Source organism: Streptosporangium brasiliense, assembly GCF_030811595.1.
GTDB lineage: Bacteria > Actinomycetota > Actinomycetes > Streptosporangiales > Streptosporangiaceae > Streptosporangium > Streptosporangium brasiliense.
Window position 1 is genome coordinate 3,299,197 of the sequence record NZ_JAUSRB010000002.1, and the last position, 18,078, is coordinate 3,317,274.

At 71.7% G+C, this 18,078-nt stretch carries 19 protein-coding genes; 13 read left to right on the forward strand and 6 right to left on the reverse strand.

Annotated elements, in window-relative coordinates; translation table 11 throughout:
* Nucleotides 1-77: 77 nt before the first annotated feature.
* Together J2S55_RS23840 and J2S55_RS23845 are read right to left on the reverse strand one after the other, a co-directional pair.
* The gene (locus J2S55_RS23840; RefSeq protein WP_306865024.1) at nucleotides 78-302 is read right to left on the reverse strand and encodes a hypothetical protein; all 225 of its coding nucleotides are present in this window, start codon (nucleotides 300-302) and stop codon (nucleotides 78-80) included.
* Nucleotides 303-306: 4 nt separating this feature from the next.
* Nucleotides 307-1,122: a TetR/AcrR family transcriptional regulator gene (locus J2S55_RS23845; RefSeq protein WP_306865028.1), complete on the reverse strand. Its 816-nt coding sequence runs from the start codon at nucleotides 1,120-1,122 to the stop codon at nucleotides 307-309.
* 207 nt (nucleotides 1,123-1,329) lie between these two features.
* On the opposite strand from J2S55_RS23845, the gene J2S55_RS23850 reads away from it, so the two are divergent.
* Nucleotides 1,330-2,787 carry an MFS transporter gene (locus J2S55_RS23850; RefSeq protein WP_306865031.1) on the forward strand — a complete coding sequence of 486 codons (1,458 nt, stop codon included), beginning with the start codon at nucleotides 1,330-1,332 and terminating at the stop codon, nucleotides 2,785-2,787.
* Nucleotides 2,788-2,829: 42 nt separating this feature from the next.
* Here J2S55_RS23850 and cofC read toward each other — a convergent pair whose 3' ends face one another.
* Entirely contained in the window at nucleotides 2,830-3,513 is a 684-nt protein-coding gene (gene cofC, locus J2S55_RS23855; protein WP_306865034.1) for a 2-phospho-L-lactate guanylyltransferase, read from the reverse strand.
* 67 nt (nucleotides 3,514-3,580) lie between these two features.
* Between cofC and J2S55_RS23860 the strand changes: the two genes are divergently transcribed.
* The 4 genes from J2S55_RS23860 to J2S55_RS23875 are packed head-to-tail and all read left to right on the forward strand — an operon-like array spanning nucleotide 3,581 to nucleotide 7,705.
* Nucleotides 3,581-4,294 (forward strand): lysophospholipid acyltransferase family protein, encoded by a 714-nt coding sequence (locus J2S55_RS23860; RefSeq protein ID WP_306865036.1) that lies wholly within the window; start codon nucleotides 3,581-3,583, stop codon nucleotides 4,292-4,294.
* A gap of 20 nt (nucleotides 4,295-4,314) precedes the next feature.
* Nucleotides 4,315-5,325 (forward strand): NAD(P)H-dependent glycerol-3-phosphate dehydrogenase, encoded by a 1,011-nt coding sequence (locus tag J2S55_RS23865; protein ID WP_306865038.1) that lies wholly within the window; start codon nucleotides 4,315-4,317, stop codon nucleotides 5,323-5,325.
* The gene (locus J2S55_RS23870) at nucleotides 5,322-6,545 is read left to right on the forward strand and encodes a trans-sulfuration enzyme family protein (RefSeq protein ID WP_306865040.1); all 1,224 of its coding nucleotides are present in this window, start codon (nucleotides 5,322-5,324) and stop codon (nucleotides 6,543-6,545) included. The genes J2S55_RS23865 and J2S55_RS23870 overlap by 4 nt, the downstream gene beginning before the upstream one ends.
* A 50-nt stretch (nucleotides 6,546-6,595) precedes the next feature.
* Nucleotides 6,596-7,705: a D-alanine--D-alanine ligase family protein gene (locus J2S55_RS23875; protein ID WP_306865044.1), complete on the forward strand. Its 1,110-nt coding sequence runs from the start codon at nucleotides 6,596-6,598 to the stop codon at nucleotides 7,703-7,705.
* On the opposite strand, the gene J2S55_RS23880 is transcribed toward J2S55_RS23875, so the two are convergent.
* Together J2S55_RS23880 and J2S55_RS23885 are read right to left on the reverse strand one after the other, a co-directional pair.
* Complete coding sequence (locus J2S55_RS23880; protein WP_306865046.1) at nucleotides 7,697-8,134, reverse strand: DUF3515 domain-containing protein; 438 nt, start codon at nucleotides 8,132-8,134, stop codon at nucleotides 7,697-7,699. The two genes, J2S55_RS23875 and J2S55_RS23880, sit on opposite strands and share 9 nt — an antisense overlap.
* 19 nt (nucleotides 8,135-8,153) lie before the next feature.
* A complete protein-coding gene (locus J2S55_RS23885; RefSeq protein WP_306865049.1) occupies nucleotides 8,154-8,387 on the reverse strand; it encodes an Lrp/AsnC family transcriptional regulator in 234 nt (77 codons plus the stop codon).
* 51 nt (nucleotides 8,388-8,438) lie between these two features.
* Here J2S55_RS23885 and J2S55_RS23890 point away from each other — a divergent pair, with 51 nt between their 5' ends.
* The 3 genes from J2S55_RS23890 to thiD all read left to right on the forward strand — a co-directional run bounded on the left by J2S55_RS23890 (nucleotide 8,439) and on the right by thiD (nucleotide 11,375).
* Entirely contained in the window at nucleotides 8,439-9,395 is a 957-nt protein-coding gene (locus J2S55_RS23890; RefSeq protein ID WP_306865052.1) for a thiamine-phosphate kinase, read from the forward strand.
* A gap of 226 nt (nucleotides 9,396-9,621) precedes the next feature.
* Complete coding sequence (locus tag J2S55_RS23895; protein ID WP_306865054.1) at nucleotides 9,622-10,530, forward strand: hypothetical protein; 909 nt, start codon at nucleotides 9,622-9,624, stop codon at nucleotides 10,528-10,530.
* A 23-nt stretch (nucleotides 10,531-10,553) separates the two neighbouring features.
* A complete protein-coding gene (gene thiD, locus J2S55_RS23900) occupies nucleotides 10,554-11,375 on the forward strand; it encodes a bifunctional hydroxymethylpyrimidine kinase/phosphomethylpyrimidine kinase (RefSeq protein ID WP_306865057.1) in 822 nt (273 codons plus the stop codon).
* 281 nt (nucleotides 11,376-11,656) lie between these two features.
* Here the strand turns inward: thiD and rpmB are convergent, their stop codons facing one another.
* The gene (rpmB, locus tag J2S55_RS23905) at nucleotides 11,657-11,842 is read right to left on the reverse strand and encodes a 50S ribosomal protein L28 (RefSeq protein WP_012894387.1); all 186 of its coding nucleotides are present in this window, start codon (nucleotides 11,840-11,842) and stop codon (nucleotides 11,657-11,659) included.
* 197 nt (nucleotides 11,843-12,039) lie between these two features.
* On the opposite strand from rpmB, the gene J2S55_RS23910 reads away from it, so the two are divergent.
* From J2S55_RS23910 to J2S55_RS23930, 5 genes are all read left to right on the forward strand, one after another.
* Nucleotides 12,040-13,617, forward strand: coding sequence for a DAK2 domain-containing protein (locus J2S55_RS23910; protein WP_306865066.1), 1,578 nt, complete (start codon nucleotides 12,040-12,042; stop codon nucleotides 13,615-13,617).
* A 213-nt stretch (nucleotides 13,618-13,830) separates the two neighbouring features.
* Nucleotides 13,831-16,002 (forward strand): ATP-dependent DNA helicase RecG, encoded by a 2,172-nt coding sequence (gene recG, locus J2S55_RS23915; protein ID WP_306865069.1) that lies wholly within the window; start codon nucleotides 13,831-13,833, stop codon nucleotides 16,000-16,002.
* 392 nt (nucleotides 16,003-16,394) lie between these two features.
* Entirely contained in the window at nucleotides 16,395-16,964 is a 570-nt protein-coding gene (gene rsmD, locus J2S55_RS23920; protein WP_306865072.1) for a 16S rRNA (guanine(966)-N(2))-methyltransferase RsmD, read from the forward strand.
* Between the two features lie 15 nt (nucleotides 16,965-16,979).
* Complete coding sequence (gene coaD / locus J2S55_RS23925) at nucleotides 16,980-17,456, forward strand: pantetheine-phosphate adenylyltransferase (protein ID WP_031158615.1); 477 nt, start codon at nucleotides 16,980-16,982, stop codon at nucleotides 17,454-17,456.
* A 66-nt stretch (nucleotides 17,457-17,522) separates the two neighbouring features.
* A complete protein-coding gene (locus tag J2S55_RS23930; protein ID WP_306865076.1) occupies nucleotides 17,523-18,077 on the forward strand; it encodes a YceD family protein in 555 nt (184 codons plus the stop codon).
* The last annotated feature ends 1 nt before the right edge of the window (nucleotide 18,078 follow it).

An 18,078-nucleotide genomic window follows, 5' to 3' on the forward strand; every position in this document is an offset into this window, starting at 1 on the left:
GAGGGGCACCCGGTCCGACGGGGACGGGCGCGGGGGCGTCCGGCCGTCAAGGGCGGGTGACGAGGGGCGCCCGGCCGTCAGGGACGGGGGTCCGCGCTCCGGTCCGGCAGGGGGAAGGTCGAGAGCGTGACGTAGGTGATCCGGCCGTCGTCCATGACGATGTTCACCCGCTGTCCTGGACGGAGCAGCCGCAGCGGCCCGGCGTCGAAGGCCGCCGCGCCGAAGGGGACCTCGGTCCCGTCGTCCAGGAACACCGACCCCGACCGGGTCGTCGCGTCAAAGGTCCGCACCGTCGCCTGCACGCGATCAGCGTAGCTCTTCCAGCGCGGCGCGCTCACCGTGGCCGGCGTCACCCCGCCCGTCCGCCGGTTCCGGCCCGCCGGAGGGTCCTGAGCCTCCGGCCTGCCGGGCCTCCTCGGCGATGGAGGCCAGGCCGCGGACGATGATCTCCATGCCCAGCTCGAACCGGTCGTCGTTGGACTTGTCCATCAGGAAGTCCGAGAGGGCGACCAGGTTGGGGAACCGGTCGGCCGGCAGATCCTTGAAATACTGGTTCATGATGGTCTGGAGCTCTGTCCAGGTGCCCTCCTCCGCCTCGCGGCGGCGGTCCTCCCACATGTTCTCCTCGTAGGCGAAGCCGTCGATGAAGGTGGAGATCACGTCGCCGGCGGCTCCGGCCACCCGGTCGGGGAGCCCCGCCGCGCGGAAGACGCCCAGGAGGCGGTCCACCTGCGGCAGCACCTCGGGATTGAACGGCACGCTTCTCATGGAGATCCGGGCCAGGTCGCGGTGCTCCCGCAGCCTGGCCCGGCTGCTCCTGGCGAAGTCCATGATCTGCTCACGCCAGCGGGCGGGATCGGCGTCGGGCAGGGTCCAGCCGCGGAACATCCGGATGTACATCAGCTCGAACAGCTCGTCCTTGCTGCTCACGTGGGCGTAGAGAGCCGAGACCGCGACGCCGAGCTCGGCCGCGACCTGGCGCATGCTCAGCCTGTCGTAGCCTTCGCGGTCGAGCACCGCGTAGGCGGCGTCGACGATCCGGTCGCGGGTGAGCGGGATCCGGACGCGAGGCGTCCTGCGACGGGACCGCTCCCAGGGCAGCGCGGGCAACTCGTCACTCATGGCGCCAGTGTAACGCTCAAGTGAACAACGCTCACTGAGTCGAACGGCGCTCACCTTCACGATATATCTTGATCTGCGGTTGCATGAGATATATCGTGAACACCGCACGCCTTGAAGAACACTGTTCATGATAAGAACGTTGCTCAATTATGGTGAACATCGTTCATCGGTGGTGGACATCCCCCGCAGACATATGAGGAGCCTCAATTGGCCACAGACATGACAACCCCGGTCATAGCGGCCGTCGAGCCACCCGCCTACCGATGGCGCTGGGTCGCCCTGTCCGTGATCCTCGCCGCCGAGGTGATGGACCTCCTGGACGCCATGGTCACCAACATCGCCTCGCCCACGATCCAGGCCGAGATCGGCGGCACCGCCGCCACGATCCAGTGGCTCGGCGCCGCCTACACCCTGTCCATGGCCGTGGGCCTGATCACCGGTGGCCGGCTGGGCGACATCTTCGGCCGTAAGCGGATGTTCCTCATCGGCGCGGCCGGGTTCACCCTGGGCTCCCTGCTGTGCGCCCTCGCGCAGTCTCCCGAACTGCTCGTCGGCGCGCGGGTCGTGCAGGGCCTGTTCGGCGCGGTCATGCTGCCGCAGGGGCTGGGCCTGATCAAGGAGATGTTCCCGCCGAAGGAGGTGGGCGCGGCCTTCGGCATGTTCGGGCCGGTCATGGGCCTGTCCTCGGTGGGCGGGCCGATCCTGGCCGGATGGCTGATCGACGCCGACTTCTTCGGCACCGGCTGGCGCATGATCTTCCTGATCAACCTGCCGCTCGGCCTGGCCGCCCTCGCCGCCGGGCTGCGCTTCCTGCCCGAGTCACGCTCCCCGCACCCGCTCAGGCTCGACGTCCCCGGTGTGATCCTGGCCTCGGCCGCCGGCCTGCTCCTGGTCTTCCCGCTCGTCCAGGGCCGGGAGGAGGGCTGGCCCGCCTGGTCCTTCGTCATGATCGGCGCCTCGGTCGTGGTCTTCGCGGTCTTCGGCTGGTTCGAGTCCCGCAAGAGCCGGATGGGCGGCGACCCGCTGGTCGTGCCCAGTCTCTTCCGTAAGCGGGCCTTCACCGGCGGTCTGCTGACCGGCCTGGTCTTCTTCTCCGCCATGTCGGGCTTCACGCTGGTGTTCAACCTCTACACGCAGATCGGCCTCGGATACTCCACGCTCAAGGCCGCTCTCGTGATGATCCCCTGGTCGCTGGCCATGGTCGCCGGCTTCGGGCTGGCCCAGGCGGTGTCGAGGTTCGGCCGCAAGGTCCTGCAGGGCGGCGTCCTCATCATGGCGCTCGGCACACTCGGCGTCCTGCTGACGATCACCCTGGCCGGGGCGACGGTGACCGCCTGGCAGTTCGTCCCCGCCCTGGCGGTGACCGGCATCGGCATGGGCCTGCTGATGGCGCCCTTCTTCGACATCGTGCTGGCCGGGGTCGAGCAGCACGAGACCGGCTCGGCCTCCGGCACGATGACCGCCGTCCAGCAGCTCGGCGGCGCCTTCGGCGTCGCGCTGCTCGGCACGGTCTTCTTCGACCTGGTGGCCGGGGGGCCGCACCCCGACATCGCCGGGGCGATGCGGGTGGTGCTGTGGGTGGTGGCCGGCATGCTCCTGCTGACCTTCCTCACGGCCTTCCTACTGCCGAGGAAGGCCCGCGAGGAGGCGCACGCGGGGCACTGACCGCCGCTGTCACACATGCACGCGGGGCATTGACCGCCGCTGTCACATGGAGGGAGCCCCCCCGTCGGGAGGCTCCCTCCTGATCTTCTCCGCCATCGCCAGGGTGCGGGGGCCCACGCCGAGAGCCAGGGCCGCCCGCAGGTCGTCGGGGGTGTCCACGTCCCGGCGGACCGAGTCGATCCCCTCCAGGCAGATCTCCTTCGCGCCGCGCCGCAGGTGACGGTCGCGCGACTCGCCGCCGAACCCCGGGGTGAACGGCACACCGGGCCGCACCCCGTAGAAGGTCGTGCCGACGTCGGCGGCGTCGGGCAGGAACGCCTGGTCGAACTCCGCCGCGGCGGCCAGCACGAGTGCCAGCTCCGCCGGGCGGAGCGCGGGGAGATCGGCCTGGAGCGCGCCGACGGCGCCGCCGGGCGCCAGCCGTACCGCCTCCTGGGCGCCGTGCCGCAGCGCCGCGTTCAGCCCCGCCTCGGGGTCGCCGACCACATGGGCCCCCACCCCGCCGAGGGCCTCGGCCGCCACCGGGTCGCCCGTCACCACCACGATCCGCGTGACGATCGGGCAGCTCAGCGCCGCTTCGACGGTGTCGCACGCGATCGCCACGGCCAGCGCGGCCCGGTGCGGGCCGGCCGCCTCCGACAGCCGGGTCTTGGCGGCGACCAGTGTCTTGACAGGGACGACCAAGGTCCAGCCGGAACTCTCCGAAGCAGGCATAGCCTTAAGCATCCCGCCTCGACATCCCGCAGAGTCAACCGGGACACTTAGGGCGCATCCCGCTTACATGGAGGAGCTCATGAGACGCCCTGGATGGCCTTCCCGGTTCTGGGTCGCCGTGGCAGTCGCGATCGTCAAGCCGATCGCGTGGCTCCTGGTCAAGAAGGACTGGCGCCGGGCCGACCGCCTGCCCAAGGAGGGTGGGATCATCCTGGCGACCAACCATCTCTCCTGGGTGGACCCCGTCCTGCTGTCTCACTACCTCTACGACAACGGGCGCTGGCCGACGATCCTGGCCAAGTCGGGGCTGTTCTCGGTGCCGGTGCTCGGGCACATGGTGAGGTCGCTGATGGCCATCCCGGTCTACCGGGGGAGCTCCGAGGCGATCCGCTCGCTGAAGGAGTCCGAGCGGAGGCTCGCCGACGGGGCGTGCGTGCTGTTCTACCCCGAGGGCACCTGCACCCGCGACCCCCGTTTCTGGCCCATGGAGGGCAAGACCGGAGCGGCCCGGCTCGCCCTGTCCAGCGGCGCGCCGGTCATCCCGGTGGCCCACTGGGGCGCGCAGGAGATCCTCCCCTACGGGAGCAAGAAGCCCGACCTCTTCCCGCGCAAGACCTTCCGCGTGCTGACCGGCCCGCCGGTCGACCTGTCGAAGTACGAGGGACAGCCGCTCCACGCCGACGTCCTGCGCGAGGCGACCGCCGACATCATGGCGGCCATCACGGACCTGCTCGCTGAGTTACGCGAGGAGAAGGCGCCAGAGGCGCCGTTCAAGAGACCTTCCGACAACTGACTTCGGCGTACGGTGATGAAATGACCAAGGCGGCTGTATTCGGCACGGGATCGTGGGGCACCACCTTCGCGATGATCATGGCTGGGGCGGGCACCGAGACGATCCTGTGGGGGCGGCGCCCGGAGGTCGTCGAGGCGATCGACCGCCGTCACGAGAATCCCGACTATCTGCCTGGCGCGACGCTGCCCGAGAACCTGCGGGCCACGACCGATCCCGCCGAGGCGCTCGACGGCGCCGACTTCGTGGTGCTCGCGGTCCCCTCCCAGACGCTGCGGTCCAACCTGATCGGCTGGAAGCCGGACCTGCCGCCCGACGCAGTGCTCGTCAGCCTGATGAAGGGCATCGAGCTCGGCACCACCAAGCGGATGAGCGAGGTGATCTGCGAGGTCGCCGAGGTGCCCCAGGAGCGGGTCGCGGTGGTGTCGGGCCCCAACCTGGTCGGGGAGATCATCCGGGGCCAGCCCGCCGCGACCGTGGTCGCCTGCACCGACGAGCGGGCCATGGAACGGCTCCAGGCGGTCTGCCACCTGCCGCCGTGGTTCCGCCCCTACACCAACCCCGACGTGGTGGGGGTGGAGCTCGGCGGGGCGGTCAAGAACGTGATCGCCCTGGCGGTCGGCGTCGCCGCCGGGATGGGCCTCGGCGACAACGTCGGGGCGATGCTGATGACGCGCGGGCTGGCCGAGATCTCCCGGCTGGGCGCGGCGCTCGGCGCCGATCCGCACACCTTCGCCGGGCTCGCCGGGATGGGCGACCTCATCGCGACCTGCACCTCCCCGTTGTCCCGCAACCGCACCTTCGGCAAGAATCTCGGGCAGGGCATGACCCTGGCCGAGGTCGTCGCCGCGACGAAGCAGACCGCCGAGGGGGTCAAGTCCTGCGAGTCGGTCCTGGAGCTGGCCAGAAAGCACGATGTGGAGATGCCGATCACCGAGGTGGTGGTGGCCGTCGTCCATGACGGGCTGCCCCCCAGCGAGGCCGCGATGCTGCTGATGTCCCGCACCCCCAAGCCGGAACGGTACGGCGTGTGAACCGACGCGCGCGCAGACGGCAGGGCGAGAACACCCGGTCGGCGCACCTGCCCGCCCCGCCGGCGCCGCGGCGGACCCCCCTCGGCCCCCCGGTGTGGCGCAGCTCCGCGTGGAGCTTCGCCGACTCCGGCCAGCTCGCCGAGGCGTTCGAGGGCGGGGGCTCCGGCTCCGCCCACGGCCGGATCGACAACCCCACCACCACCGCCTTCGCCGCGGCGGTGGCCGCGCTGGAGGGCGCCGCGGCGCCCGAGGACGTCGCCGGGCAGGCGTTCTCGTCGGGGATGGCCGCGGTCAACGCGGTCCTGATGACCTTCCTGCGCGCGGGCACGCACATCGTCGCCCCGGCCCCGCTCTACGGCGGGACCCACTCGCTGATCACCAATGTGCTGTCCCGGTTCGGGATCGACGCCGCCTTCGTGGACTACGGCGACCCGGCACGGGTGCAGGCGGCGATCCAGCCCCACACGAAGATCATCTACGCGGAGACGCTGTCCGATCCCACGACGGCCGTCGCCGACATCCGCGGCCTCTACCGGATCGCCCGCAGGGCCGGCGCGCTGCTGGTGGTCGACTCCACCTTCGCCACCCCCGTCGTCTGCCGCCCCCTGGAGCACGGCGCCGATCTGGTGATCCACTCCGCGGCCCGCTACCTCGGCGGTCACGACGACTGCACCGGCGGCGTCGCGGTCGGCCGTCCCGCCCTGATCGCCCGGCTCCGGGAGGTCTGCGTCGACATCGGGGGGACGCTCTCGCCCGACGACGCCTTCCTGCTCCGCCGGGGGCTGGAGACCCTGCCGCTGCGGGTGCGCCGGATGTGCGCCACCGCGATGGTGTTCGCCGCGGCGGTGGCCAAGCACCCCGCCGTCCGCCGGGTCGACTACCCCGGCCTGCCCGGGCACCCGGGTCACCAGCTCGCCAGGCACCTGTTCGACTCCGGGCCCGAGGGCACCAGATACGGCGCCTGCGTGACGGTCACCCCGCGCGGCGGCCACGGCGCGGGCACGGCGCTGATCGACGCCCTCAGACTCGCCTCGATCTCCACCTCCGTCGGCGGCACCCGGACCAAGGCCGCGCACCTGGCCTCGACCGGCCGGCCGGCCGGCGGGGCCTCCGGGATCGACGCGGCGGCCGTCCGCTTCTCCATCGGCCTGGAGGACGCCGAAGACCTGATCATGGACGTGACCCAGGCGCTGGACTCCCTCCCCGAATCGGCGGGATAGGCGCGTCTGACAGGCGGATTGACCTCTCAGAGGGGGTAGATTCGGTCATCATGAGCGAGCAGCACGAAACCCGGCCGAGGGTCGCAATCGTCTTCGGTGGCCGTAACTCCGAGCACGCCGTCTCCATCCTCGGAGCCGGTAGCGTGCTGGAGGCCATCGATCGGTCCAAGTACGAGGTGGTCCCCATCGGAATCGCCCAGGACGGCCGGTGGGTGCTCGTCTCGGACGACCAGCGCTACGCGATCGAGGGCGACGAGCTGCCGGCCGTCGACGCCGGGGGGACGGGCCTGGTGCTGTCGTCCGGCGGCGGCACGCTGGTGGCCTCCGAGCCCGGCAGCATCCCGGTCGAGCTCGGCCGGGTCGACGTCGTCTTCCCGGTGATGCACGGGCCGTTCGCCGAGGACGGCACCATCCAGGGCCTGCTGGAGATGGCCGGGGTCCGCTATGTCGGCTCCGGGGTGCTGGCCAGCGCGGTCGGCATGGACAAGGCGTACATGAAGATGGTGCTCGCCGCCTCGGGCCTGCCCGTCGGCCCCTACGTCGTGATCCGCGACCGTGACTGGCGCACCGACCGGGACCGGGTCCTCAAGGAGGTCCAGGAGCTCGGCTGGCCGGTCTTCGTCAAGCCCGCCCGGGCCGGGTCGAGCCAGGGCATCTCCAAGGCGCACGACCTGGCGGAGCTGGAGTCGGCCGTCGAGTTCGCCCGCGAGCACGACCCCAAGGTGCTGGTCGAGGCCGCGATCGTGGGCCGCGAGATCGAGTGCGCGGTGCTGGAGTCCCTGGGCGACGACGCCCCGCGGGCCAGCGTGCCCGGTGAGGTGCTGGTCCGCGGCGACCACGAGTTCTTCGACTTCGAGGCCAAATACATCGGTGACGACATGTCCCTGTCGGTGCCCGCGGACATCCCCGCCGACGTGGCCGAGAACCTGCGGGCGATGGCCGTGCGCGCGTTCGAGGCGCTGGGCTGCGAGGGCCTGTCGCGGGTCGACTTCTTCTACACCACCGACGGCCGGCTGGTCCTCAACGAGATCAACACGATGCCGGGCTTCACCGCGATGTCGGTCGCGCCGCAGCTGTGGGCCGCCACCGGCCTGTCCTACGCCGACCTGGTCGACCGGCTGATCCAGCTCGCGCTGCGCCGGTCGCCGGGCCTACGGTAGCGCCGCCTTGATGGGGGCCGCGAGGTCGACGAGGACGTTCTCCGGGACATGCTGCCGGGAGATCGTCACCTCCACGTAGACCTCGCGGCCGACCGAGGTGAACAGCAACGGTCTGGCGGGGTCGGAGAACCACGCCACCCCGTCGATCTCGGGCACCTGCTCGGTGGCCGTCATCGTCGCCGGCCGCGGCACCCCGCAGCGCAGCGCGATCCCGGCCTCCCCCCAGACCACGACGTACGGCGACGCCGGGGTGGTCTCCACCCGGGCGGCACCGTCGAGCTCCTGCGGCAGCCGTTCGCCGAGTGTCCTGCACGCGGCGGCGGCCGGACCCTCCGGGGTGGGGGGATCCACCCGGACCGTACTACTGCATCCCGCCAGGATCAGCAGGGCGCAGGCGTACCCCGTCCAACGAGCGAACCGGAGTGACATCACGCATGTTCCTGAAAGGTCAAATGTGGACGATTGGACACGTAAGCGTACGTGTAATCCCCTCGACCGCCTGAATCTGAGCCACCACAAGCTTGCCTAGCTCATCCACGTTCCGCGCCTCGGCGCGGACGATAACGTCGTAGGGGCCGGTGACGTCCTCGGCCTGGGTGACGCCGGAGATCCCTGAGATCTCCCCGGCCACGTTCGCCGCCTTGCCGACCTCGGTCTGGATAAGGATGTAGGCCTGCACCATAACGTCCTCCCGGGCGATTGGATCAGTGCCGAAGGGCCACCGTACCCTGTGATGAACGGGAGGTGCGTCATCACAGTCGGAGATCTCGGCGAATTCGGAGTTGTTGCACGTATTACTGGGCGTTTGCCCCAGGGAAGAGCCGTACTGCTCGGTCCCGGAGACGATGCCGCGATGGTGAGCGCTCCAGACGGCCGGGTCGTCGTGACGACAGACTTATTGATCGAGGGTAGGCACTTCCGTCGCGATTGGTCCAGTGGGTACGACATCGGTCGAAAAGCCGCAGCGCAGAATCTTTCCGACGTCGTGGCGATGGGCGCCGACCCCACCGGCATCGTGGTCGGTCTCGGCCTGCCCGCGGAGGCGGCCACCGAATGGCTGGACGACCTCACCGACGGCTTCCGCGACGAGTGCGACCTCGTCGGCGCCAGCGTGGTGGGCGGCGACATCACCCGCTGTGATCTGGTGGTGATCGGCGTCACCGCCCTGGGCGACCTGGGCGGGCGCGCACCGGTCACGCGTTCGGGAGCGCGTCCGGGCGACGCGGTGGCGGTGGCCGGGCGGCTCGGGCACGCCGCCGCCGGGCTCGCGCTGCTCGACGGCGGCCTGAGCGAGCCGGCGGAGCTGATCGACGCCCACCGCCGCCCCCGGCCGCCCTACGCCCGCGGCCCGGAGGCGGCCGCGCTCGGCGCGACCTCGATGCTCGACGTCAGCGACGGCCTGCTCCAGGACCTGGGACACCTCGCCAAGGCGGGCGGGATCGGCATCGTGCTGGCCCCCGAAAACTTCGCCGTCCCCGCGCCGCTGGAGGAGGCCGCCCGGCTGCTCGGCGCCGATCCGCTGGAGTGGGTGCTCACCGGCGGGGATGACCACGCCCTCGCTGCGACCTTCCCCGAGGACGTACGGCTCCCGTCCGGATGGACCGTGGTCGGCCGGGTGACCGAGGGCGAGGGCGTACAGGTCAGGGGCCGCAAGCTGGAGCACGGCGGCTGGGATCACTTCCGGAAGTGACGTTTCCCACTCCTGTGACATCAGTTAAATTTGCCACAAACGGTTATTAAACTGGTATGAAGATGGGCGGTCGAGATTCCCGAGAGAAAGGGGCAACATGGGCCGCCACGGTGGACATGACCAGCAAGCCCCCCGCAACCGGGGGAAACGCGAGCCGGAGCCCACCCCGGAGCCTGACTATCGCGACGAGCCGATCGGGCGCCGGCTCCGTCCCGAAGAGTCGGCGGTGACCGAGCCCCGGGCCGGGTTCCTGGGATCGGGGTGGTCGGCCGCCTCGGAGCTGTCCGACCCGGTCTGGCCCGAGGAGAAGCGCCGCTCCGGCGGGCGGGTCAGGACGCTGGTGCTGGCCGTCGCGGCGGTGGCCGTGGTGCTCGGCGGGACCGTGGCCGGAGTCCAGATGCTGGGCAGCCCCGCCGGATCCACCGCCGACTGCCCGCCCAGCGGCTGCCAGGCGGAGACGCCGGACCAGTCGGAGCCGTACCCGACCGACCCGGCCGGCACCGCCGACCAGACCGGGGAGCCCACGCCGAGCCAGGAGCCCGAGACGGCGGAGGAGGGCGAGACCGACCCCGCCCCCACACCGGCGGCCACCCGCAGCCGGACCGGCCGCACCTCGACCGCGGCCCCCACCCCGACGCCGACGGCCACCCGCGCCCGGCGCACCGAGCCCGCGCGGCCCACCGAGCGGCCGGAGCCCGAGCCCAGCCGGACCGGCCAGTCCCTCGTCACCGACACCCGGACGCAGGACCCGGCGCACACCCCGGACGCCACCCAGCCCCCGGACCCCCAGCCCTCCGTCCCGGACGACCCCGGCACGCCGAACCCCCCGGCGGCCGGCGGCGCGGCGATCACGGTCGACTTCGGCGTCGTCACGGAGAAGGCGGAGGTCTACACCGCCGAGCTCGTGGTCACCGCCGGAGAGCGGCTCACCGACCTGACGCTGAGCCTGCCGGTCGGCGGCGAGGTCACCTCGGTGAGCGGGGCCGGCTGGGAGCAGAACGGCGACACCCTGGTCATCGGGCCGGCCGCGTCTCTGGAGGCCGGCGAGAACCTGGTCCTCACCTTCACCGCGCAGGGCCGGGCACAGGCCCCGCGGAGCTGCTGGAGCACCCGGGGAGAGTGCTCGGTCGTCTGAGCCGGAGCTGGTTGGATGGAGACATGACCGATCCGACCCCTCCTCGTGTGCTGACCGTCGCCGGTTCCGACTCCGGCGGCGGCGCCGGGATCCAGGCCGACCTGAAGACAATGCTCGCCCTGGGCGTGCACGGCATGAGCGTCATCGCCGCGGTGACCGCACAGAACTCGCTGGGCGTCCAGGGATACTGGGAGCTCCCGCCGGAGGCGGTGCGCGCCCAGCTCGACTCGGTGCTCGGCGACATCGGCGTCCAGGCGGTCAAGACCGGGATGCTGGCCTCGCCCGCGCTGGTGGAGGTGGTCGCCGAGGTGCTGGCCGGGGTCGAGGCGCCGGTCGTGGTGGACCCGGTGGGGGTCTCCAAGCACGGCGACACGCTGCTCGCCCCCGAGGCCGTCGACACGGTGAAGTCGCGCCTGTTGCGGACGGCCACCGTGGTCACCCCCAACCTCTGGGAGGTGGCCCAGCTCACCGGGGTGAAGGTCGAGGACGAAACCGACCTGGGCCGGGCCGCCGAGGCGGTCCTGGAGCTGGGCCCCACCTGGGCGCTGATCAAGGGGGGCCACCTGCCCGGCGCCCCGGTGGACCTGCTGACCGACGGCACCCGCGAGTTCCGCTTCACCGCCGAGCGCCACGACAACCGCCACACCCACGGCACCGGCTGCACCCTGGCCTCGGCGATCGCCTCCTACCTGGCGCGCGGCGAGGACGTCCCGGCCGCCGTGGAGCGGGCCAAGACATATGTCACGGGCGCGATCGCCCACGGGTTCGCGCTGGGGGAGGGCATCGGCCCGGTGGACCACGCCTGGCAGTGGCGCCGGGACGCGGGCCCACAGGAAACGCCCTAGAGAATCCTGGCGATCGGGCCGGTGCCCGGCCTCCGGGCATTCCGGCGAGGAGCCCAGCCGGACGCGGGCACGGGCGAGGTTCACCTGGTGGGGGGCGGGCGTCTGGCGGACCTCCAGGACGCTCCCCTCCAGCACCGACCGGGACCGGAAAGTGCCCAGGGCGTTGACCTGGAGGAGCGCCCACACAGGCACCGGCCGCCCGGGGCGGCGGTCCCATGGCAAGGCCCGAAAAGCAACAGCCCGTCACCCCTTCCGGGGCGACGGGCTGCGAGGAAGCCTGACTATCGGGTGACCTTGCCGGCCTTGATGCAGGAGGTGCACACGTTCAGCCGCTTCGGCGTGCCGTTCACCACTGCGCGCACGGGCTGGATGTTCGGGTTCCAGCGGCGGCGGGTGCGGCGGTGCGAGTGGGAGACGTTGTTGCCGAAGGTCGGCTTCTTAGCGCAAACGTCGCAGACGGAAGCCACGGTTCGCTCCTTTTATCAGTCGAGAGGCTCGATCCGCCGCACAAGCAGGCGGTCATCGGGCACGCCGGGACAACCGGCTGGCCACACGAGGATATCCGATGTCCGGCCCTGCATGCCAACACGGGCCGCCATGACTGGCCGAACGGGGATAATCTCCAGAGCAACCGTAGCGCATATCGGAAGGGTGGAGGGCAGGCATGCTGCAGGTTCTCGACCCGCCGGCGGTCCGGCGGTGGTCACGGCTGGCCGCCGAGACGCTGGGGAAGGCGCGCGAGGAGATCGACGCGCTCAACGTCTTCCCCGTGCCCGACGGCGACACCGGCACCAACCTGCACCTGACCATGCTCTCCGCGGCCGAGGCGCTCGACGGGCTGCCCGGTGACGCCGACGCGGCGACCACCTGGCAGACGCTCGCGCAGGGCGCGCTGCTCGGCGCCCGCGGCAACTCCGGAGTGATCGTCAGCCAGGCGCTGCGCGGCCTCGCCGAGGTGCTCAGGGCGGCCGAGGGGCGGGGCGCCGATCTCGGGCGCGGGCTGGTCAGAGCCGCCGAGCTGGCCCGCGGCGCGGTGGCCAGGCCGGTCGAGGGCACGGTGCTCAGCGTGCTGACCGCGGTCGCCGGGGCCGTGCGCGGCCTGACGGGAGACCTCGCCTCGGTGGCCAGGAGGGCGGCCGACGAGGCGCGCTCGGCGCTCCGCCGTACCCCGGACCAGCTCGACGTGCTCGCCCGCAGCGGTGTGGTGGACGCGGGCGGGGCCGGGCTGGCGATCATTCTGGAGAGCCTCGCCGCGGTGGTCACCGACTCCTACACCGGGCGGGTCGACATCCCGGCGCCGGCCCACAGGGTCGCCCCGGAGGTGGGCCCGGAGGTGGGGGAGGGCCCCGGCTACGAGGTCATGTACCTGCTCGACGCGGACGAGGCCGCGGTCGGCGCGCTCCGCGGCGAGCTGGACGCGCTCGGCGACTCCCTGGTGGTCGTGGGCGGCGACGGCCTGTGGAACGTGCACGTCCACGTGGACGACGCGGGGGCGGCGATCGAGGCGGCCATGCGGGTGGGCCGACCCCACCGGATCAAGGTGACCTACCTGGTCGGCTCCGGCAGGACCCACCCGGCGGCCCGGGGGCGGGGCGTGGTGGCCGTGGCCGCCGGGCCCGCGCTGGGCGCCGTGTTCGAGCAGTCGGGGGCGGTGGTGGTGCGCCGGGAGCCCGGCTCCAGCCCGCCCCTGGCGGCGGTGCTGGCCGCGATCCGCGAGGCCGGCACGGAGGTCGTGGTGCTGCCCAACGACAGCGGGACCCGCGAGGTCGCGGCGGCCGCCGCCGAGATCGCCCGCGAGGAGGGGCTGGTGGTCAGCGTGCTGCCCACCAGGGCCTCGGTGCAGGGTCTGGCGGCGCTGGCCGTCCACGACCCGCTGAGGCGCTTCGACGACGACGTGGTGGCCATGACCGAGGCGGCCGCGCACACCCGCCACGGGCACGTCTGGGTGGCCGACCGGGAGGTGATGACGAGCGCGGGCCTGACCGTGCCGGGAGACGTCCTGGGCGTGATCGACGGCGACGCCGCCGTGATCGGCACCGGCCTCGTGGACACCGCCCTTGAGATCACCCGCCGCATGGTGTCGGCGAGCAGCGAGCTGGTGACCATGCTCCAGGGCGTCAACGCGCCGGAGGGGCTGGCGCGGGCCGTACAGGACCATCTGGCCGAGACCAGGCCCGACGTCGAGGTCGTCCTGTACGAGGGCGGGCAGGGCGGCTACCCGCTGCTCATCGGCGTCGAGTGAGCCCGGCGCCGCGGCGGACGGGAAGGCCGGTGGGGAGGCGGGCGGCCGGGGACGGTACGGCGGGCCGGTGACGGACGGTGCGGTGCGGGCCGGTGACGGCCGGGGACGGTACGCGGGCCGGTGACGGCCGGGACGGGGCGGTGCGGTGACGGGCGGTGAGCGGGCAGGGGGCGCCGCGTGAATTCTGTCGCCCGGACACGGTAGAAACTTGGGGTGACGAGCTTTGACGAGCCGCTGGCGAAGGCACTGGACCCCAAGACGGCCAAGCTGCTGGAGAGCGTCCTCGACCTGCGCACCGTCGGCGACCTGCTGCGGCACTACCCCCGGCGTTACGCCGAGCGCGGCGAGCTGACCGATCTCGACGACCTGCAGGTCGACGAGCACGTCACCGTGGTGGGCGAGGTCACCAGGGCCATGCGCAAGCCGATGCGCAACAAGGGCGGCACCTGGCTGGAGGTCGAGGTCGTCGACGGCCGGCGCAGCAGGATCTACCTGTCGTTCTTCGGCAAGGCCTCCCACATCGCCGAGACACGGCTGCGGCCGGGCAGGCGGGGCATGTTCGCGGGGAAGGTCGGCGCGTTCGGACAGGGCGACAAGCGCAGGTGGCAGCTGTCCCACCCCGAGTTCGAGATGTTCGACGAGAGCGAGGCCGGAGCCGAGGAGTTCGCCGCCGCGCTGGTGCCGATCTACCCGGCGGGCAAGGACGTGACGCCCTGGGCGATCCGCCGGGCACTGGGTGTCGTCCTCGACACCATGGGCCCCCTCGACGACCCGCTCCCGGCCGAGCTGCGGGCCCGGCACAAGCTGCCCGGCCTGGCCGAGGCGCTCCAGGCGATCCACCGGCCGCGCGATCACGGCGACGTGACCCGAGCCCGCAAACGGCTCAAGTTCGACGAGGCGTTCCTGCTCCAGGCCGTGCTGCTGCAGCGCCGGATGGCCGCCGCCTCCTGGCCCGCCACGCCCCGGCCCCGGCGCGGCGACGGGCTGCTGGCCGACTTCGACGGGCGCCTGCCGTTCCAGCTCACCGAGGGGCAGCAGAGCGTGGGGGAGGAGGTCGCGGCCGACCTGGCCCTCGCCCATCCCATGCACCGGCTGCTGCAGGGCGAGGTGGGCGCGGGCAAGACCGTCGTCGCGCTGCGGGCCATGCTCCAGGTGGTCGACGCCGGAGGGCAGGCCGTGCTGCTGGCGCCCACCGAGGTGCTCGCCCAGCAGCACCACCGGTCGATCTCGGCCATGCTCGGCGACCTGGCCGCCGGCGGCATGTTCGGCGGCACCGCGGTCGCCCTGCTGACGGGCTCGCTGGGCGCGGCGGCCCGCCGCTCGGCCATGCTCGACGCGGCCTCGGGCACCGCCGGGATCGTGGTCGGCACCCACGCGGTGCTCCAGGAGCGCGTGCAGTTCGCCGACCTCGGTCTGGTCGTGGTGGACGAGCAGCACCGCTTCGGCGTCGAGCAGCGCGACGCGCTCCGCGAGAAGGCCGGCGGCGGGCGCCCGCACGTGCTGGTCATGACCGCCACCCCGATCCCGCGCACGGTCGCCATGACGGTCTTCGGCGACCTCACGGTCTCCACGCTCTCCCAGCTCCCCTCCGGGCGCGCCCCGATCACCACGCACGTGGTGCCCGCCGCCGAGAAGCCGCACTTCCTGGACCGCACCTGGACGCGGCTGCGCGAGGAGGTCGAGCTCGGCCGGCAGGCATACATCGTCTGCCCGCGCATCGGCGACCTGGAGGGGGACGAGGGCGACCTGTCGAAGGACGACGACGAGCGGCGTCCGCCGCTGGCGGTGCTGGAGGTGGCCGAGATGCTGTCGGAGGGTCCGCTGCGGGGCCTGCGCACGGCGGTGCTCCACGGCAAGCTGCCGCCGGAGGAGAAAGACGCCGTGATGCGGGCCTTCACCCGGGGCGAGGTCGACGTCCTGGTGGCGACCACGGTCATCGAGGTCGGCGTCGACGTCCCCAACTCCTCGGTCATGGTCATCATGGACGCCGACCGGTTCGGCGTCTCCCAGCTGCACCAGCTCCGCGGCCGGGTCGGCCGCGGCGGGCTGCCCGGCCTGTGCCTGCTGGTGACCGACTCCCTGGGCGGCACCCCGGCCCGCCAGCGGCTCGACGCCGTGGCGGCGACCCTCGACGGCTTCGAGCTGTCCCGGGTCGACCTGGAGCAGCGCCGTGAGGGTGATGTGCTGGGTGTGGCCCAGTCGGGCCGCAGGTCGTCGCTGAAGATGCTCCAGCTCCTGCGTGACGAGGACGTCATCCACGCCGCCCGCCAGGACGCCGAGGCCATGCTGACGGCCGACCCCGACCTGGCGGGGCACCCCGTCCTCCGGATGGAGATCGACCGGCTCCTGGCCGACGAGCGCGCGGAATATCTCGAGAAGACCTGAGGACCGGAAGGGGGCCGCCGGCGGTGCGGCGGGATGCGGGGCGGACGCCCAACTGCGGGGACGGCCTCCCCCCGAATGCCGTCCCCGCCTGGGCCCACTCTCGGGTCAGGTGCCGAGAGCACCGGCGTGCGGAAGGGCTCACGATCACGCCGGTCGGCCTCCCCCTGGGTCACTTGGAGGCCGCACGACTCATCATGCAAGGCGTCGGGACCGGGTGGAACGACCCTTGCGCTTTCGTCGCCACTCCTTGCCCACTCTTGACCTAGATCACCTCCCCAGACCCTTTTGACCTGCGGTTATGCGATCCGCCGCGACACGCCGGGCTGCCGGGGCGGGCCGTTGGCCAAGATTGTGGGACGAGGGGTGACATCCGGCACTGAGACAATGGGCGGGTGAGTCGAGTCATCGCGGGGAGCGCAGGGGGGCGGCGGCTGGCCGTGCCACCGGGGCGGGGGACCCGCCCCACGAGTGACCGGGCCCGGGAGGGCATCTTCTCCACGGTGGGGTCGCTGCTCGGCGCGCTGGACGGGGCGAGAGTGCTGGACCTCTACGCCGGCTCCGGCGCGGTCGGGCTGGAGGCGCTGTCCCGGGGGGCGGCCCACGCGCTGCTGGTGGAGTCCGACGCCAAGGCGGTCCGGACGATCAGGGCGAACATCGCGACCCTCGGGCTCCCGGGGGCCACGCTCGCCGCCGACCGGGTCGAGCGGGTGCTGGAGCGGGGCACCGAGGAGCCCTACGACCTCGTCTTCGCCGATCCGCCCTACGTGATGACCGACGGGGCGGTGGAGGCGGTGCTGGGGCAGCTGCGAGATCGCGGCTGGCTCGCGGAGGACGCGCTGGTCGCGGTGGAGCGGGAGAGCCGGGGGAAGGACCTGGTGTGGCCCACCGGATACGAAGAGGAGAGGGTCCGTCGTTACGGCGAAGCGTCCGTTTGGTACGGTCGCGCCGCCGGGAATCCATAGAGCAGGGGGTTCGCCTTGCGTCGCGTTGTCTGTCCGGGATCGTTCGATCCCGTTACCAACGGCCATCTGGACATCATCGGCCGGGCCTCCCGGCAGTACGACGAGGTCGTCGTAGCCGTCCTGATCAACATCGAGAAGAAGAGCCTGTTCACGGTCGAGGAGCGCATCGAGATGCTCCAGACCGTCACCAAGGAGTACGGCAACGTCCGCGTGGACAAGTTCCACGGCCTGCTGGTGGACTACTGCAAACAGCAGGAGATCCCCGCGATCGTCAAGGGTCTGCGCGCCGTCAGCGACTTCGACTACGAGCTCCAGATGGCCCAGCTCAACTACCGGATGTCGGGGGTCGAGACGCTGTTCATGGCCACCGGCCCGGAGGTGTCCTTCCTGTCCTCCAGCCGCATCAAGGAGATCGTCCGGTACGGTGGGAGCGTGGCCGGCCTGGTCCCGGACCTCGTGCAGGAGCTTCTGGTCGAACGGCTCAGGGGTTAGCTCCTGGTATTCTCTTGTTTTGGCCTTGCACAACGGCGTTGATTCGCCATGCCTGATGAGAGCGGAATGACTCTGCACAGCCTCGATCCTCGAGCCCCCTGGGTGATATCCACCCACGATCTGGGCAGGCGACCGGGTTCGATGCTCCGGATCACCCGCTCTCTCCCGGCACCGGCGGAGATCGGCGTTGAGATGATCGGTGTCCCCAAGGACGCCGATGTCGAGCTGGAGATCCGGCTTGAGGCGGTCATGGAAGGCGTGCTCGTCACGGGCACGGCGCAAGCCCCGCTGCGGGGGGAGTGCGCGCGGTGCCTGGAGCCGGTCATCTCGGATACCGAGGTGAGCTTCCAGGAGCTGTTCTTCTACTCGGCGGAGGATGCCGCCGAGGGTGACTCGATCCTCGACGGCGAACTGCTCGATCTTGAACCCACGTTCCGTGACGCGGTGGTGCTCACACTGCCGTTGAGCCCGGTCTGCAGTGAAGACTGCACGGGGCTCTGCGCGGAATGCGGGGTCAGGCTCGCGGATGCCGAGCCTGACCACGGGCACGAGGTGATCGACGCACGCTGGGCCAAGCTGCAAGGTCTGATTCCGGAACATAACAACGATCAGGAGAGCTGAC